The organism is Mesorhizobium sp. 113-1-2, from assembly GCF_016756475.1.
Taxonomy (GTDB): Bacteria; Pseudomonadota; Alphaproteobacteria; order Rhizobiales; family Rhizobiaceae; genus Mesorhizobium; species Mesorhizobium loti_C.
In genome coordinates this window covers 1294270-1311105 of record NZ_AP023242.1, presented here as the reverse complement: position 1 = coordinate 1311105, position 16836 = coordinate 1294270, and the positions used below count along the sequence as shown (strand labels likewise).

The 16836-nt window shown below is 65.1% G+C and carries 12 protein-coding genes; 7 read left to right on the top strand and 5 right to left on the bottom strand.

What is annotated here, in order from left to right:
- Positions 1–199: 199 nt before the first annotated feature.
- Positions 200–1069: a transglutaminase-like domain-containing protein gene (locus JN279_RS06235; RefSeq protein WP_202352311.1), complete on the bottom strand. Its 870-nt coding sequence runs from the start codon at positions 1067–1069 to the stop codon at positions 200–202.
- Positions 1070–1238: 169 nt separating this feature from the next.
- Here JN279_RS06235 and JN279_RS06230 point away from each other — a divergent pair, with 169 nt between their 5' ends.
- The gene (locus tag JN279_RS06230) at positions 1239–1904 is read left to right on the top strand and encodes an HAD-IA family hydrolase (protein WP_202352310.1); all 666 of its coding nucleotides are present in this window, start codon (positions 1239–1241) and stop codon (positions 1902–1904) included.
- 60 nt (positions 1905–1964) lie between these two features.
- On the opposite strand, the gene JN279_RS06225 is transcribed toward JN279_RS06230, so the two are convergent.
- Positions 1965–2186 (bottom strand): DUF1674 domain-containing protein, encoded by a 222-nt coding sequence (locus JN279_RS06225; RefSeq protein WP_095204306.1) that lies wholly within the window; start codon positions 2184–2186, stop codon positions 1965–1967.
- Positions 2187–2291: 105 nt separating this feature from the next.
- Here JN279_RS06225 and htpX point away from each other — a divergent pair, with 105 nt between their 5' ends.
- The 4 genes from htpX to purH all read left to right on the top strand — a co-directional run bounded on the left by htpX (position 2292) and on the right by purH (position 8339).
- Positions 2292–3311: a zinc metalloprotease HtpX gene (gene htpX / locus JN279_RS06220; RefSeq protein ID WP_202352309.1), complete on the top strand. Its 1020-nt coding sequence runs from the start codon at positions 2292–2294 to the stop codon at positions 3309–3311.
- The gene (locus JN279_RS06215; protein ID WP_202353657.1) at positions 3302–4690 is read left to right on the top strand and encodes an RsmB/NOP family class I SAM-dependent RNA methyltransferase; all 1389 of its coding nucleotides are present in this window, start codon (positions 3302–3304) and stop codon (positions 4688–4690) included. Before htpX ends, JN279_RS06215 begins: the two co-directional genes overlap by 10 nt.
- 223 nt (positions 4691–4913) lie before the next feature.
- Positions 4914–6638: a heparinase II/III family protein gene (locus JN279_RS06210; RefSeq protein ID WP_096451428.1), complete on the top strand. Its 1725-nt coding sequence runs from the start codon at positions 4914–4916 to the stop codon at positions 6636–6638.
- Between the two features lie 84 nt (positions 6639–6722).
- The gene (gene purH, locus JN279_RS06205; RefSeq protein ID WP_096451430.1) at positions 6723–8339 is read left to right on the top strand and encodes a bifunctional phosphoribosylaminoimidazolecarboxamide formyltransferase/IMP cyclohydrolase; all 1617 of its coding nucleotides are present in this window, start codon (positions 6723–6725) and stop codon (positions 8337–8339) included.
- Positions 8340–8473: 134 nt separating this feature from the next.
- Here the strand turns inward: purH and JN279_RS06200 are convergent, their stop codons facing one another.
- Both JN279_RS06200 and JN279_RS06195 read right to left on the bottom strand, forming a co-directional pair.
- Complete coding sequence (locus JN279_RS06200; RefSeq protein WP_096451432.1) at positions 8474–9850, bottom strand: MFS transporter; 1377 nt, start codon at positions 9848–9850, stop codon at positions 8474–8476.
- Positions 9851–10099: 249 nt separating this feature from the next.
- Positions 10100–14890, bottom strand: coding sequence for an NAD-glutamate dehydrogenase (locus JN279_RS06195; RefSeq protein WP_096451434.1), 4791 nt, complete (start codon positions 14888–14890; stop codon positions 10100–10102).
- A gap of 136 nt (positions 14891–15026) precedes the next feature.
- Here JN279_RS06195 and JN279_RS06190 point away from each other — a divergent pair, with 136 nt between their 5' ends.
- Together JN279_RS06190 and JN279_RS06185 are read left to right on the top strand one after the other, a co-directional pair.
- The gene (locus JN279_RS06190; protein WP_096451436.1) at positions 15027–15590 is read left to right on the top strand and encodes a peroxidase-related enzyme; all 564 of its coding nucleotides are present in this window, start codon (positions 15027–15029) and stop codon (positions 15588–15590) included.
- A gap of 137 nt (positions 15591–15727) precedes the next feature.
- Positions 15728–16054: a hypothetical protein gene (locus JN279_RS06185; protein WP_096451438.1), complete on the top strand. Its 327-nt coding sequence runs from the start codon at positions 15728–15730 to the stop codon at positions 16052–16054.
- Between the two features lie 7 nt (positions 16055–16061).
- Here the strand turns inward: JN279_RS06185 and JN279_RS06180 are convergent, their stop codons facing one another.
- On the bottom strand, positions 16062–16676 hold the full coding sequence (locus JN279_RS06180) for a LysE family translocator (RefSeq protein ID WP_096458118.1): 615 nt from the start codon (positions 16674–16676) through the stop codon (positions 16062–16064).
- Positions 16677–16836 lie beyond the last annotated feature (160 nt).

Genomic DNA, 16836 nt, shown 5'->3' with positions numbered 1-16836 from the left:
TTTGTTGGATTTCGCTCTTTACAAAGGTGAATGACCGGTAAACGGGAGAACGCGGTTTCTGCGGCGTTTAGGGATCGCTTACCATGCTCGAATCGAGGCGATGGCGGAATGCTCCATAACGTCCTGTTGCGGCACAGGCCTTCTGTGCCGAAGCGGGCCAACCGTCCCGAGGTTGTGAAACACAAAACGGTACGAAGGACTAAGCGAGCATCTGTGCGCTGACCGTCCGGTCGATGCCGTGATGGGGCGGATTGAACAAATTGCCCTCCTGCTCATAGGTCCACACCTTGAACAGGCTGAGCCGGTGCGGGCCGAAGCTGTGCAGCAAGGGCACGTCGGTGGCGTCGCGGCCGCGCGCGATGACGACGCGGCCGGTCCTCGGCCGGTTGTGGCGTGGATCGAACGTGTACCACTTGCCGTCGAGGAACACTTCCATCCAGGCCGAGAAGTCCATCGGCGCCGGATCGATCGGCACGCCGATGTCGCCGAGATAGCCGTTCACATAACGCGCCGGAATGTTCATGCAGCGGCAGAGCGTGATCGCCAAATGGGCGAAGTCGCGGCAGACGCCGACCCGTTCCTCATGCGCCTGTGCCGCCGTGCGGGTCGAACGCGCATAGCCGTAGCCGAATGACAGCCGGTTGTGGACATAGTCGACGATCGCCTGCACCCGCGCCCAGCCGGAGGGAAGATGACCAAACAGCTGCCAGGCGAGATGGCTGAGATGATCGGTCTCGCAATAGCGACTGCCCAAGAGATAGCCGAGCACCTCGTCGGGCAATTCGGCTACCGGCATTTCCCGGGCCAGCGTGTTGACCTCGTCCGTCTCGCCACTGTCTTCGATCACTGCATCGTAGAGGATGCGAAAGGTGCCGGCCGGTGCGGTGAAGCGGCGGCAGCCATTGCCATGCAGATCCTGGTAGAGCCTGGTCGGCACCGAAGGCGATGTCAGCACCCGCGTCTGCCGCTTGATGTCGGCCTGCCTGTCCTTGTGGATCTCGAGCAGCGAAATCACCGGAGTGGCCTCGGCGCATTCAATGGAGATTTCGTAGCCGAGCCGGATCAGCATCGCAGGTCCCCTTCGATCGTCATGGAAAACAATGCCGTTGAAACGCCGCAAGCTGGCTGTGGTTCCCTGGATCGCCCGCAAAATACGCCCGCGTGCCTTTCCATGGCCGTACCTTGACGTTACGGTTGCACCCTCCCTCGACACACTCTCCCGGACTTCAAGGAAAATCATGTTTGCTGGCAGAAAATTCGCCGCCTTTCTCTTCGATATGGACGGCACCCTCATCAATTCCATCGCCTCGGCGGAGCGGGTGTGGAGCGACTGGGCGCACCGCCATGGCCTCGACGTCGCCGCCTTCCTGCCGACGATCCACGGTGTGCGGGCGATCGAGACCATCACCAACCTAGCCCTTCCAGGCGTCGACCCGGCGCATGAGGCGGACCTGCTGCTGCAGGCCGAGGCCGCCGATCTGGATGGCATTGTCCCGATCCCCGGCGCCGTGGCGTTTCTCAAGGCGTTGCCCGGTGAAAGCTGGGCGATCGTCACCTCGGCGCCGCGCTCCCTGGCGCTTGCACGCATGGAGGCGGCCGGCATTCCTGTCCCCGCGGTCATCGTTGCGGCGGAAGACGTTTCCCGTGGCAAGCCGGCGCCCGACTGCTTCCGGCTTGGCGCGCAACGGCTCGGCTTCGATGCGCGCGACTGCCTGGTGTTCGAGGATGCCCCGGCAGGCATCGCGGCGGCGGAGGCCGCCCAAGCCGCGGTCATGGTGATCAGCGCCACGCACTCGCACCCGCTGCCGACGCAGCATGCCGCGATCGCGGGCTACAACAATGTCGGCATCACCGTCGACGAGCGCGGCTGGCTGGCGCTTGAGGCGCAGCGCAGCGCTGCTTGAGGCACCGGAGCGCGGGCAACCACCGTTTGCAGGCCGGCATCACCTGAATATCGGCGCACTCTAAAAATCGCTGGTCAGGCCTTTGACTTCCCAGTCGCCGTAGCGGCCGGGTTCCTTGCCGCCGCGGCCGCCGATTTCCCGAGGCAGCGCGGCTTCCTTCTGGCGATAGTCTTGCCGCCGTGCCTCGGCTTCCGCCAGCGCGCGGCGGGCGGCGGGCGTCAGTTCTTTTGACGGCGCGCCGTCATCCCGGCCGGCGGGCGTTTTACTGGTTTCGTCGGTCATGCGATATTCCCCGAAGATTGAAACAGGGGCAGGCGTTTCCCATCATATAGCCATGAACCCAAGACGATCGACCCCTTTTTGCCACCGACACGACAGGAGCAGACGATGAACACCCTTCGCACCGCCATGCTTCTTGCGGCGATGACGGCGCTGTTCATGGGCGTCGGCTTTCTGATCGGCGGTTCGGGCGGCATGATGATCGCGCTGGTGATCGCCGCCGGCACCAATCTGTTCAGCTACTGGAACGCCGACAAGATGGTGCTGTCGATGAACCGCGCCGTCGAGGTCGACGAGAAGAACGCGCCTGAATATTACGCCATCGTCGAGGCACTGGCCAAGCAGGCCGGGGTGCCGATGCCGAAGACCTACCTGATCGACAATCCGCAGCCCAACGCCTTCGCCACCGGCCGCAACCCGCAGAACGCGGCGGTCGCCGCCTCCACCGGCCTGCTGCAGCGGCTGACCCATGAAGAGGTCGCGGCCGTGATGGCGCACGAGCTCGCGCATGTGCAGCATCGCGACACGCTAACCATGACCATCGTCGCCACCTTTGCCGGCGCCATCTCGATGCTGGGCAATTTCGCCTTCTTCCTCGGCGGCAACCGCGACAACAACCCGTTCGGCTTTGTCGGCGTGCTGGCGGCGATGATCGTGGCGCCTTTTGCCGCCATGATCGTGCAGATGGCGGTCAGCCGCACCCGCGAATACGAGGCCGACCGGCGTGGCGCCGAAATCTGTGGACACCCGCTGTGGCTGGCATCGGCGCTTGACAAGATCGCCCGTGGAGCAGAACGCATCCCCAACCCCGATGCGGAGCGCAATCCGGCGATGGCGCATCTCTTCATCATCAATCCCCTGCACGGCGAGCGCATGGACAATCTGTTCTCCACCCATCCGAGCACCGACAACCGCATCGCCGCTTTGCAGGAAATGGCACGGCAGATGGCAGGCGGCAGCACCCAGGCCGCGCCGCGCCAGGCGCCGGCGCCCCGGCAGGCCGAGGAGCAACAGCCGTCCGGTCCGTGGGGTCAGGCGCCTCAAGCAGAACAGCCGGCGGAGCCGGCCGCGCCGAAGCCCAACCCATGGGGACGCAACCCGACCGGGCCTAAAGGCCGCTGGTCGTGAGCGTGGGAGCACCTCGGCGCACAGGCTCAGGCGATCAGGACCATAGAGACGGCGGCGAATTCGTCGCCGGCCTTGCCGCCCGCAAGGCAGCGGCGCGGCTGCTTGCCGCCGTCATCGACGCCAGGACGCCGCTCGACGGATTGACCGACCACGAAAACGGCCACCCGCAATACAAAGCGCTCGATTTGCGTGATCGCGGCCTGGTGCGTGCCATCCTGGTCACCGCGCTGCGCTTCCGCATGACCATTGCGGGGCTGCTGGCGCGACGCCTGGAAAAGCCCCTGCCGCCCAACGCCACCGCTTTGTCGCACATACTGCATGTAGCGGCGGCACAAATCCTGTTCCTCGACATTCCCGACAGCGCCGCTGTCGACCTCGCGGTGACGCACGCCAAGTCCGATCCACGCACGCAGCGCTTTTCCGGCCTCGTCAACGGCGTGCTGCGCACCCTGGCACGTGCCAAGGACACTGAACTGCCGAAGGCTCTTGCCGCCACCGACGAAGCGCCAAAATGGTTTTCCGACCGGCTGAAAGCCTCCTATGGCCCTGATAAGGCCAGGCAGATTCTCGCAGCCCATCGCGTTGAGGCGCCGGTCGACTTCTCGGTCAAGGCCGATCCCGAACTCTGGGCCGAAAGGCTCGGCGGCATCGTCTTGCCCACCGGCACGGTGCGCGTGGAAAACCTTGCCGGGGCCGTCACCGAACTGCCCGGCTTCGCGGAAGGCGCCTGGTGGGTCCAGGATGCCGCCGCCAGTCTGCCGGCACGGCTGTTCGGCGATGTCAGGGGGTTGCGTGTCGCCGATCTCTGCGCCGCGCCTGGCGGCAAGACCGCCCAGCTGATCCTGGCCGGCGCCAGGGTCACCGCCGTTGACACCTCGAAGAACCGGCTGGCCCGGCTGACGCAGAATCTCGACCGCCTCGGCCTGTCGGCCGAAATCATCCAGGCCGACCTCCTCAAATACGAGCCGGAGGAGCTGTTCGACGCCGTGCTGCTCGATGCGCCCTGCTCGTCGACCGGCACGGTGCGCCGGCACCCCGACGTGCCATGGACCAAGACGGCGGCCGATGTCGAAAAGCTCGCCGACCTGCAAGGGCGGTTGCTCGCCCGTGCCGTCACGCTGGTTAGGCCCGGCGGCCGGATCGTCTTTTCCAATTGTTCGCTCGACCCACTCGAAGGCGAAGACCTGCATCGTGCTTTTCTCAAGGACACAGCGGCGGTCGTCGACGATCCGCTGCAGCAGGGCGAGGTCGCTGGCGTCGATTCGTTCCTGACGGCGCAAGGCACGCTGCGCACCACGCCCGCCGATCTCGACCTCGGTGCCGCGGAGCGCTCGGGCCTTGACGGCTTCTTCGCCGCCCGCATGCGCCGAGCCGGCTAATGCATGTCGCCCAAAAGTGCGTAGCGGTTTTGGGGTGACGACATGCATGTAACAAAAACAAATCGCGTCGCATCGCGCGGCGCTATTTGAGTTAACCGGCAGAATTTGCTGACTTTTTTAGGGAGGGTATCGGGCACCGACCCCATTCCCAGGAATTCGCCTTCGCACGACTCGTTCAATCATGTAAACTCCGCACCGGGGTAGAGGACGACCAGGAGGGCTTTTGGCACTCGTTGCCAGCAACACGACGCGTCTGTGGACGCTGGTCGCGAAGGAGTTCTGGCGCAAGACGCGCCGGCGCCTGCGTGCCGGGCCGGTCTATCGCTGGCGCTATTCCGGCCGCACGCCCGAACGTGTCCTGATCGCACCACCGGACCTGCGCCTCGCCGACCCGCAGATCGCGCTCGAGATCTATTACGGCCGCTATCCCCTGTCGGGGCATCTGGTCGAGACCGGCGGCAAGTCGCCTTTCCAGATCAACGTGCCCAATCATGGCTGGCAAAAGACGCTGCATGGTTTTCGCTGGCTGCGCCACATGCGCGCCGCGGGCACCGAGCTTGCCGCCGCCAATGCGCGTGCCCTGGTGTCCGACTGGATCGCCATGCATGGCAACAACATTGCCGGCATCGCCTGGGAGCCCGGGACGACGGCCAAGCGCATCATCGCCTGGCTGCAGCATTCCTCCGTCGTGCTGCAGGGCGCCGAATTCCCCTTCTACCGCGCCTTCTTGAAGTCGCTGGCCGTCCAGATCCGCTATCTCAGGTCGATGGCGCGTGAAATGCCAGACGGCAAGGACCGGCTGCGCGCCCGCATAGCACTTGCCTTCGCCGCTCTGTCCCTGCCGGCGCCGGCTTCGGCGCTGCGCGGCGCCACCCGCAACCTCGCCGAGGAACTCAACCGCCAGATCCTTGCCGACGGCGGCCACATCTCACGCAATCCGATGACGGTTCTGGAGATCCTCGCCGACCTTTTGCCGCTGCGCCAGACCTACGCCAACCAGGCGGAGGCCCCACCGCAGGCACTGATCGGCGCCATCGACCGCATGCTGCCGGCGCTGCGCTTCTTCCGCCACCAGGATGGCAGCCTTGCCCGCTTCAACGGCATGGGCGCCACCATCCATGACCGCATCGCCACCATATTGCGCCATGACGACACTGCCGGCGCGCCGCTGCTGCACGCGCCGCATTCGGGCTATGAGCGGCTGTCAATGGGCGGGGTCACGGTCATCGCCGACACCGGCCTGCCGCCGCCGGTCGACGTGTCCAACGCCGCGCACGCCGGCTGCCTTGCCTTCGAACTGTCGTCCGGCCGCCAGCACTATATCGTCAATGCCGGCATCGACACCTATGGCGCCGCCGAGTTCCGGCCGCTGGCCCGCGCCACCGCCGCGCACTCGACCGCCACCATCAACGACACCTCGTCGGCGCGCTTCAGCCATTCGCTGCGCGTCAACGACCTGCTCGGTTCGCCGCTGATCGGCGGCCCGCAGAATGTGCAGTGCAAGCGCATCGACCAGAAGGGCGTCCAGGGTTTCATTGCCCGTCATGACGGCTATGTCCCGCGTTTCGGCTTCCTGCATGAGCGTGAGCTGAAGCTGTCTACGAATGGCAACGTGCTGGCCGGCAGGGACCGGTTTCAGCGCCCCGGCAATGCCGCGATCCGCAACAATGGCCGTGACTTCATCACCGTGCGCTTCCATGTCCATCCCGACATCAACCTTTTGCAGGACGAGCACGACCGGCTGGTGCTGACCGCCGACCAGGCCGACAGCTGGGTATTCACCGCAAGCGAAGTGGTGCCCGAGGTCGAGGAATCGATCTATTTCGCCGGTCTTGGTGGACCGCGCCGAAGCCGGCAGATCGTGCTTGCCTTCAAGGCGTCCGACGTGTCCGAAGTCCACTGGCAGCTGACGCGAACCAGCATCGCCGGTTATCCCGAAAACAACTGAGGCGGCCCAGGCCGGTTTGATTTCCAGGCGTCATGTGCTACGGCGCGGGCATCCACCACACCAGCCGTGAAAGGCCGCCAGCCCATGGCCGTCGCCGCCAAGAACATTCCCGCTCCGGATCTCGTCCCGGTCCGTCGTGCCTTGCTCTCCGTTTTCGACAAGACCGGCCTCATCGACTTCGCCAGGGCATTGGCCGCGGCCGGTGTCGAGCTGGTCTCGACCGGCGGCACCGCCAAGGCTCTCGCCGAGGCGGGCCTGGCGGTGCGCGACGTCTCCGAGCTCACCGGCTTTCCCGAGATCATGGATGGCCGCGTCAAGACGCTGCATCCTTCCGTGCACGGCGCACTGCTTGGCGTGCGCGACGACCCCGAGCATGCGGCGGCAATGCGCAAACACCGCATCGAGCCGATCGATCTCCTCGTCTCCAATCTCTATCCGTTCGAGGAAGTCCGCCGCTCCGGCGCCGACTATGCATCGATCGTCGAGAACATCGACATTGGCGGCCCGGCGATGATCCGCGCCTCGGCCAAGAACCACGCCTACGTCGCCATCGTCACCGACCCAGGCGACTATGCCTCGGTGCTGAACGCACTGGAGATGAACATCGGCTCGCTGTCGCTGGATTTCCGCAAGAAGCTGGCAGCCAAGGCCTTTGCCCGCACCGCCAGCTATGACGCGGCGATCTCCGGCTGGTTCGCTGAGGCGCTGGAGATCGAGCATCCGACCTGGCGCGCCTTCGGCGGCAGGCTGGCCGAGGTGATGCGCTATGGCGAAAACCCGCACCAGGGCGCCGGCTTCTACGTCAATGGCGACAAGCGGCCGGGCGTCGCCACGGCGCGGCAATTGCAGGGCAAGCAGCTCTCCTACAACAACATCAACGACACCGACGCCGCCTTCGAACTGGCCGGCGAGTTCGATCCCAGCCGCTCCGCCGCTGTGGCGATCATCAAGCACGCCAACCCCTGTGGCGTCGCCGAGGGCGCCTCGCTGAAATCGGCCTATGCCAAGGCGCTGGCTTGCGACCCGGTCTCGGCCTTCGGCGGCATCGTCGCTGTGAATCGCACCCTCGACGCCGAGGCGGCGGAAGAAATCGTGAAGACCTTTACCGAGGTGATCATCGCGCCCGATGCGACGGACGAAGCGGTGGCGATCGTTGCCGCGAAGAAGAACCTGCGCCTGCTGGTCACCGGCGGCCTGCCGGATCCGCGCTCGCCCGGCACGACGGTCAAATCCGTTGCGGGCGGCCTGCTCGTCCAGGGCCGGGACAACGCCGTGGTCGACGACCTCGAACTGAAAGTGGTGACCAAGCGGGCGCCGACACCGGCGGAGATGGCCGATCTCAAATTCGCCTTCCGCGTTGCCAAGCACGTCAAGTCGAACGCCATCGTCTACGCCAAAGACGGCGCCACCGTCGGCATCGGCGCCGGCCAGATGAGCCGCGTCGATTCCTCCCGCATCGCCGCCCGCAAGGCGCTCGATGCGGCGGAAGCAGCAGGCATGGCCGAACCGCTGACCAAGGGCTCGGTCGTCGCCTCCGACGCCTTTTTCCCCTTCGCCGACGGCCTGCTTGCCGCGGTCGCAGCCGGCGCCACCGCCGTGATCCAGCCGGGCGGCTCGATGAACGACAAGGACGTCATTGCGGCGGCCGATGAACACGGTATTGCGATGGTGTTTACCGGGGTCAGGCATTTCCGGCACTGAGCGCGTTTACCCTCCCCTCGATGGGGAGGGTCGGTGCGCTCGCTTGCGAGCGCGCCGGGGTGGGGTGATGGCGCTGCCCCCCACCCCGCTCCGCTTCGCGGATCGACCCTCCCCACAAGGGGGAGGGTAAGGCACTACTCCACCGGCTGGTCCGCGGGATACGGCGTGCGAACCAAAATCGCCATGCCGATGGCCAGGAACAGGAAGATCACCGCCATGCCGAGCCGCGCCGAATCGCTGAGCGCGGTGATGGTCGCCACCAGGAACGGCGCCAGGAAGCTGGTTGCCCGGCCGGCCAGCGCGTAGATGCCGAAATAGCGGCCGGATTCCGCCGCCGTAACGCTGCGCGCCATGTAGGAACGCGACGACGCCTGTACCGGGCCGAAAGCCAGGCCGATCAGCAGTCCGTACAGGATGTAGGCCTTCTCGGCCGCCGTGCCGAACAGGCCGCCGGAATCGGCGGTCGAGAGCTGGATCAGGCCGAGCAGCGTGAAGCCCGGACCAGTCGAGACGACGCCGATTGTGGCGACCGACAGCATGACCAGCGCGATCATCACCACCGCCTTAGAGCCGAGCGCGGTGTCGAGCCGCGCCGCGATCCAGCAGCCGAAGATGGCAACGACATTGAGGATGATGCCGAACATGCCGATCTCGGTGATCGACCAGTGGAACATGCCGGCCGCGAAGGTGCCACCGAGCGCCAGCAGCGCATTGACGCCATCCTGGTAGATCATGCGGGCGACCAGAAAGCGGAAGATGCCACCGCGCTTGCGCACCTCGGCCAAAGTCGATTTCAGCTCCAACAGGCCCTCGCGCACCGCCGGCCCGATCGGAATGCCCTTGATGGCGTCGGGTGTGAACAGGAACATCGGCAGGATGAATAGGAAATACCAGCCGGCCGACAGCGGCCCGGTGGCGCGCGCATCCTCGCCCAGATACGGATCGAGCCCAAACAGCGGGGTAATGCCGATGATCGTCTTGCCGGTCTCCAGCGAGCCGGCGAGACAGGTGACGACGAAGATCAGCGCGATCATGCCACCGAGATAGCCGAGGCCCCAGGCCATGTTGGAGATGCGGCCGATCTCGCTCTTCGGCACCAGCCGCGGCATCATCGAATCGTTGAACACAGTGGAGAATTCCGCAGCCACCGACGCCAGCGAAAACAGTGCCACGATCAGGAACAGGTTCGAGCCGGGCGCGGCAAACCAGAGCAGGGCGAGACTGCTGATCTTGATCGCCGCAAAGAAGGCAATCCACGGCTTGCGCGGCCCGGTCTGGTCGGCGATCGAGCCAAGGATCGGCGACAATATCGCGATGACCAGTCCGGCAGCGGCGATGCCATAACCCCAGACGGCCTGGCCGGTGTTGGGATCGCTCGCCATGCGCGAAACGAAATAGGGGCCGAAGATGAAGGTGGTGACCACCGTGAAGAACGGCTGCGCCGCCCAGTCGAAGAACATCCATCCCCAGATGCCGCGCCCGGACGCCCGCTGCACTGCTACCTCGGCCATATACCCTCCACTCGCCTCATGTCGTTGGCGGCGCCATGTCTGCATGTTTTCCGATGGTCATGCAAACACAAGCGTCGTGCTGCCGTTCATTGGCTTGCAGCACTTTCATTGCCGAGTGAACGGGAGCAAGAGAGCGCTAACCCCTACCTCCCCCTTGTGGGGACGTCGGACCGAAGGTCCAGGTGGGTCGGCGCCGCCCCCCACCCCGCCGCTTCGCAGCGACCCTCCCCACGAGGGGGAGGGTAAGCCTCACATGCCGGTCAGATCGCTCATCAGACCTGACGCGACCGACAGCCGCGACACGGTTATGTCGCCGCCTTCGGTCAGCGCCTGCAGCCGCTCGCGGATGCGTGCCACCCGCTCGCCACCGGCTTCCAGCCACGCCGCCACCGGATCGGCCGTCTTGGCATGGCCGGTGAGTGCCGCCACCGCGATGCCGCGCCGTGCAGCACCGATCGTGTCGGTGGCGCGCGACAAAGCGAGCTGATCATAATAGTCCGACGGCGTGATCGAGCGCGCGGCGTCCTCGACACGCGGGATGCGGAAGGCATCGCTCACCGCAAAGAACGCTCTTGCTGCGGCGACGATGTCGGCATTTGCCATCCGCGCGGTCAGCGCGATGTCGGGGATCAATTCCGCCACCTCGCTCAGTGCCAGCTGTTCGGCGAGTTTTTCCGGCGCGCCGGCCTTGAACAGTCCATGCCGCTTCTCCTCGATCCGCTCGCGCGAAAACGCCGGCAGCAGCGAAGCGAGCTTCGGCTCGAGCGCTTTGCGCGCCTCCTGCAGCTCGGCGATACGCTGGCTAAGCGGCGCCGTGCCGGCGTCGTTCTTCAGATACCAGCCGCTGGTCACGTAGATGAGCCGGCTCACCATCTGATAGAGATCGAGCTGCACCTGGCCGTCGATCTGGTTGTCGAGCGCGTCGATCTCGCGATAGAGCGCCGGCAGGGCAAAGCCGTCACGCACCACAGCGAAGGTGCGCACCACATCGGCGGCGGTGCGTCCCGTGGCTTCCTGCAGCCGGTTGACGAAGGACGGGCCGCCGCGATTGACCAGATCATTGGCAACGACGCGGGCGATGATTTCGCGGCGCAGCCTGTGGCCGTGGATTTCGGCGGCGTATTTCTTCGCCATCCGGTCGGGGAAATAGCCCATCAGGTCGCGGTCGAAATGCGCGTCATCCGGCACGTCGCTGGCGACAATGTCGGAAAACAGCACGATCTTGGCATAGGCGAGCAGCACGCCGAGCTCGGCCCGGGTCAGCGGCTCGCCGCGCGCCTCGCGCTCGGTAAGGGCTGCCGGCGACGGCAATGTTTCCACGGCACGGTCGAGCAGGCCGCGTGCTTCGAGCGCCGACATGAAGCGGGCCTGATGCGCGATGTCGGCAAGGCCGCGCTTGCGGGCGATCGAAAGCGCCAGCGTCTGCTCGTAGTTGTTGGACAGCACCAGCCCGCCGACCTCGCCGGTCATCTCGGCCAGCAGCTTGTTGCGGGCCGGGCGCGTCAGCGAACCCTTGCGCATGGCCGACGCCAGCGCGATCTTGATGTTGACCTCGACGTCGGAGCAATTGACGCCGCCCGAATTGTCGATGGCGTCGGAATTGCAACGGCCGCCATTCATGCCGAACTCGATGCGCGCCCTCTGCGTGACGCCGAGATTGGCGCCCTCGCCGATCACCTTGGCGCGCACGTCGAGCGCGGTGATGCGGATGGCGTCATTGGCGCGGTCGCCGACCTCGGCATTGGTTTCGGTGGAGGCCCTCAGGTAAGTGCCGATACCGCCGAACCACAGCAGGTCGACCGGCGCCTTGAGGATGGCGGTCATGATCTCGGCCGGCGTGGCGGTGGTTTTGCTGAGTCCAATCGCCGCCGCCGCCGCGGCCGGCAAGGTGATCGACTTCTGGCTGCGCGAGACGATGACGCCGCCTTCCGACAGCTTGGTCTTGTCATAGTCCTGCCAGCTCGAACGCGGCAGCGCGAACATGCGCTCGCGCTCGGTCATCGAGGCCGCCATGTCGGGATCGGGATCGATGAAGATGTCGCGATGGTCGAAGGCGGCGATCAGCCTTGTGTTCGGCGACAAAAGCATGCCGTTGCCGAACACGTCGCCCGACATGTCTCCGACACCGACGACGGTGAAGGGCGAGGTCTGGATGTCGCGGTTGATCTCGCGGAAGTGCCGCTTGACCGCTTCCCAGGCGCCCTTGGCGGTGATGCCCATCTTCTTGTGGTCATAGCCGGCCGAGCCGCCGCTGGCGAAGGCATCGTCGAGCCAGAAACCATGCTTCTCGGAGATGGCGTTGGCGGTGTCGGAGAAGGTCGCCGTGCCCTTGTCGGCGGCGACGACGAAATAGGGATCGTCCTGGTCGCGCCTGACGACGCCGGCCGGCGGAATGACACCGTCGAGGCCGATATTGTCAGTGATCGACAAAAGGCTGGAGACGAAGTTCTTGTAGGCCGAGGTGCCGGCCTCGAAGATGGCGTCGCGGCTTCCGCCCGTCGGCAGACGCTTGGGAAAGAAGCCGCCCTTGGCGCCGACCGGCACGATGACGGCGTTCTTGACCTGCTGCGCCTTGACCAGGCCGAGCACCTCGGTGCGGTAGTCCTGGGCGCGGTCCGACCAGCGCAGGCCGCCGCGCGCCACCGGGCCGAAGCGCAGGTGCACGCCCTCGACCTCGGAACCGTAGACGAAGATCTCGCGCCATGGCCGTGGCGCCGGCAGTCCCTCGATCGCCTGCGATTCGAGCTTGATCGCCAGCGACTGGCCCTTCTCGTTCGTATCGGCAACGAAATGATTGGTGCGCAGCGAGGCTTCGATCAGATTGAGGTAGCGGCGGATGATGGTGTCGTCGTCGATGTTGGGCACATCCTCCAACGCGTCCTTGATCTTGGCCTTGAGGTGCTTTGCCGCCACCACGCCCTCGGTCTGCGCCGTCGGCCCAAGCCTTGCGATGAACAGCGCATGCAGGCCGCGCGCGATCTCGGGATAGCGGTTGAGCGCCGCGGCGATGAAATCCTGGCTTTGCGGAATGCCGACCTGCTGCAGGTAGCGGCCATAGGCGCGCAGGATGGTGATTTCGCCGGACCACAGGCCGGCGGTCTGGGCAAGGCCATTATAGCCGTCATTGTCGACGTCGCCGCGCCAGACAGCGAGGAATGCGTCCTCGAACAGCGCCCCATGATCGCTAAGGTCGATCGGCTTGCCGTAGGCGTTCTCAAGCTCCATGTCGTGGATGAAGACCATGCCGGACGGACCGTCGCCGACCTCGAAAGTGCGCTCGCTGATGACACGGAAGCCGATGTTTTCCAGCACCGGCACACGCCGCGACAGTGCCACCGGGCTGCCATGGTGATAGATCTTCAGCGCCGCCTGGTGCGGCTTCTGCTCGGCATGGCGGTAATAGTCGATGGCGATCGGATTCTCGGCGCTGATTTTTGCAATGCGCCCGGCATCGGCCAGCGCCACCGCGGCGCTGAACGTATCGCGATAGCTTTCCGGCAGCCTTGCGGCGATGGCCTTCAACGCCTGGTCACCGCCGTCGGCATCCGCCGCGTCGGAAAGGGCGTCCTCCCAGGTGCGCACGATGTCGCGGATCGCCGCTTCGATCGTCGCCTGCTCGACCTTCGGCGTCTTGCCACCGGAGCGGCCGATGATGAAATGCACGCGCGCCAGCCCGCCTTCGGGGAAGGCCGGGTAATAGGCCGACAGCCGGCCCTCGAACACGGTTTTCAGATAGGCGCCGATCTTCTCGCGCACGACGCTGTCGTAGCGGTCGCGCGGCACGAAGACGAGGATCGAGACGAAGCGGTCGAACTGATCAGCGCGCACCAGCGCCCGCACACGAGGCCGCTCGACCAGGCCGAGAATGGCCGCGGCATGCTTGCGCAGGATCGGCACCGGCACCTGGAACAGTTCGTCGCGCGGATAGCTTTCCAGCACGTTGATCAGCGCCTTGCCGGAATGGTCGTGCCGGTCGAAGCCCGACTTGGCGATGATGGTCTCGGCCTTGGAGCGCAGATACGGGATCTTCATCACCGAGCGCGTGTAGGCGGTCGAGGTGAACAGGCCGACGATGCGCAGTTCGCCAGCAAGCGCGCCCTTCGGGGTATAGGTCTTGACGCCGATGTAATCGAGATAGATGCGCCTATGCACGGAAGACTTGGCATTGGCCTTGGTGACGATCAGCGGCTCCGGTCCATGCAGGAAGGCGCGAATCTCAGGCGTCGTCGTCACCGCTTCGGTGCCGCGCCGCAGCACCAGCACATCGGGATCGGAGAGGATGCCGAGGCCGGGCTTGTCGGCGCGCTCCAGATTGCCGCTTTCCTCGCCGCCTGAGTATTTGAACTCGCGCATGCCGAGGAAGGTGAAATTGTCGTCGCGCAGCCACTCCAGGAAGGCGATCGCCTCGGCGACGCTCTTCTTGTCGAGCGGCACCGGCGAATAGCGGAATTCCGAGATCGCCTGGTCGAGGCGGGCGAGCATCGGCTTCCAGTCGTTGACGGCGGCGTGCACCTGGCCGAGCATCTTGCGCAATCGCTCGGTCAGAGCGTTCGCCGCCTCCGCCGTCAGCCGCGGTATATGGACGTGGATGACGCTCAGCCGGTCGTGATTGCTGTCGTCCCTGGCGAAATTGCCGTCGCCGAGGATTTCCTCGACGCCGTTCTTGCCGTGGCGGACGGTGATGACCGGGTGGGTGACCAGGGTCGGTTCGCCTGATGTCTCGGTGATCTCGCCCAGGATGGAATCGAACAGGAACGGCATGTTGTCGTTGACGACGGTGATGACCGTGACCGGCCGACCCTCGCGAACGACGCCCGAATCGGTCTCGACGGCAACGACGCACTCACCCTTCTTGTGGCCGGCGACTGCCTGGCCGGCAAGTTCGGCGGCACGTGCGAGGTCGGCCGCCTCATAGGCGGCGATGTCTTCGGCCGGCGCGCGGGCGAGCAGGTAATCGGCAAGCCTGGCTGGCCTTTCCTCGGTCTTTGCCGCTGATGAGGCTTTTTTCTTCGGCTTCGCTGCGGATTTCACGCTGGCCATGACGCTATTCCCTCCCGTCGAATGCTTTTACGACTATCGTAGCAGATGACCGCTGTTTGGCGACAAAGGTTTGACGGCTTGCCAAGAATTATCCGAATTCGGCGGCAAGCCACCGCCCAAAGAGGAGAAACGCCCCATGACCGGCAAAATCACCGCACTCGATCTGGCCTCGGGAGAGTTGAGCGAGGCGACGAAAACCTATTTCGCCAAATGCGAGGAGAAGCTCGGCCTCGTTCCCAACGTGCTCCAGGCCTATGCCTTCGACGACAAGAAGCTGCGCGCCTTCACCGACATGTACAACGACCTGATGCTGGGCGAATCAGGCCTGTCGAAGCTGGAGCGCGAGATGATCGCGGTCGCCGTCTCTTCGATCAACCATTGCTACTACTGCCTGACCGCGCATGGCGCCGCGGTGCGCCAGCTGTCCGGCGACCCGGCGCTCGGCGAGATGATGGTGATGAATTTCCGCGCCGCCGATCTCTCGCCGAGGCAGGCCGCGATGCTCGAATTCGCCGTCAAGCTGACCGAGGAGCCGGCCAAGATCGTCGAGGCCGACCGGGCGGCGCTTCGCAAAGCAGGCTTCAGCGACCGCGACATCTGGGACATCGCCTCGACCGCGGCCTTCTTCAACATGTCGAACCGGGTGGCGGCGGCGATCGACATGCGGCCGAACGACGAATACCACGCCATGGCGCGATAGCGGATCCCATCGAATGGCCCGTCGCGCTGCACATTAGCGACAACGCATTCTCGTTGCTTCTCCGCCGGTTTGGTCCGATGATCGGCAGGCGGCATGACCGCATGCCGGTTCGATGCCGCTCATCAAGGGAGGAGAACATGGCGAAGTTTCTCTATGTCTATCATGGCTCCGGCAAGATGCCGACGAGCGAAGCCGAGCGAAAGGCGATGACCGACGCCTGGACAGGCTGGTTTGGAAAGCTCGGTTCGGCCGTTGTCGACCCAGGCAATCCGGTCGGAATGTCGAAGACCGTCCTGCCTGGCGGCAAGATAGAAAACAACGGCGGCAGCAACCCGACCGGCGGCTATTCGATCATCGAGGCCAAAGATATCAACGACGCCGCCGAGAAGGCCAAAGGCTGTCCGATGCTGGCCATGCCGAACTGCAACGTCGAGATCGCACCGATCATCAATATGATGGGCTAACGTCGCCTCAGGATCGCGCCGCGATAGCCGCCGCGGCACCGGCCATCGTCGTGGCGCTGATCCGGTTGGCGATCTTCATGGCGCGCTTGCTTTTCAACAGCTTGCGCGCCTGCGAGGCGGCGAGCACCCAGGCGAGATCGATGGCGATCAGCACCACGGCCATGGTCGCCGTCAGTTCGACCCAGCCGACGATGCTGACCGAAGCGAGGTCGATGATGGTCGGCAGCAGCGCCAGGTAGAACATCATGATCTTGGGATTGCCGAGCGTCACCGCCATGCCGGCGAAGAACAGTTTTATCGCCGAATCCTCGCGCGGCATCTCGCCCTCTTTGGCATCGACAGGCGCTGTCCACATCTTCCAGGCAAGGTAAGCGAGATAGGCGACGCCCACCCATTTCACGACAACAAAGGCGAGGTGAAAAGTCTGCGCCACCACAGCCAGTCCGAACACCGCCAGCGATAGCCAGATGCCCTCGCCGATCCACATGGCGAGCAGGAACGGAAACACATCGCGAAAACCCTTCGAGATGACGCGTGCGACGAGTGCGGCGATCGACGGGCCGGGCGAACCGGCGGCGACGAACAAAGCGGCGGCGAAGATCAGGAGCGAGGTGAGGTGCATGGCACTGCCTTCCAAGCGGTTGAAGGGCGGACGATATCCGATCGACATCACCGCTTGCAACGTCGGCGGCAGCAGATCCCGGACCGGCTCCGCATTCGGCCCATGCCCTTGACTGCCATGCCTGACTTGCAGTCAGGTTGATCTTGCCCTGCAGGCGGAG

Coding starts and splice junctions, on each gene's coding strand:
- JN279_RS06200 (WP_096451432.1), bottom strand. CDS start 9,850: ATGGCCGAGGTAGCAGTGCAGCGGGCGTCCGGGCGCGGCATCTGGGGA.
- JN279_RS06225 (WP_095204306.1), bottom strand. CDS start 2,186: ATGACCGACGAAACCAGTAAAACGCCCGCCGGCCGGGATGACGGCGCG.
- JN279_RS06180 (WP_096458118.1), bottom strand. CDS start 16,676: ATGCACCTCACCTCGCTCCTGATCTTCGCCGCCGCTTTGTTCGTCGCC.
- purH (WP_096451430.1), top strand. CDS start 6,723: ATGGCCGTCGCCGCCAAGAACATTCCCGCTCCGGATCTCGTCCCGGTC.
- JN279_RS06185 (WP_096451438.1), top strand. CDS start 15,728: ATGGCGAAGTTTCTCTATGTCTATCATGGCTCCGGCAAGATGCCGACG.
- JN279_RS06190 (WP_096451436.1), top strand. CDS start 15,027: ATGACCGGCAAAATCACCGCACTCGATCTGGCCTCGGGAGAGTTGAGC.
- JN279_RS06235 (WP_202352311.1), bottom strand. CDS start 1,069: ATGCTGATCCGGCTCGGCTACGAAATCTCCATTGAATGCGCCGAGGCC.
- JN279_RS06230 (WP_202352310.1), top strand. CDS start 1,239: ATGTTTGCTGGCAGAAAATTCGCCGCCTTTCTCTTCGATATGGACGGC.
- JN279_RS06195 (WP_096451434.1), bottom strand. CDS start 14,890: ATGGCCAGCGTGAAATCCGCAGCGAAGCCGAAGAAAAAAGCCTCATCA.
- htpX (WP_202352309.1), top strand. CDS start 2,292: ATGAACACCCTTCGCACCGCCATGCTTCTTGCGGCGATGACGGCGCTG.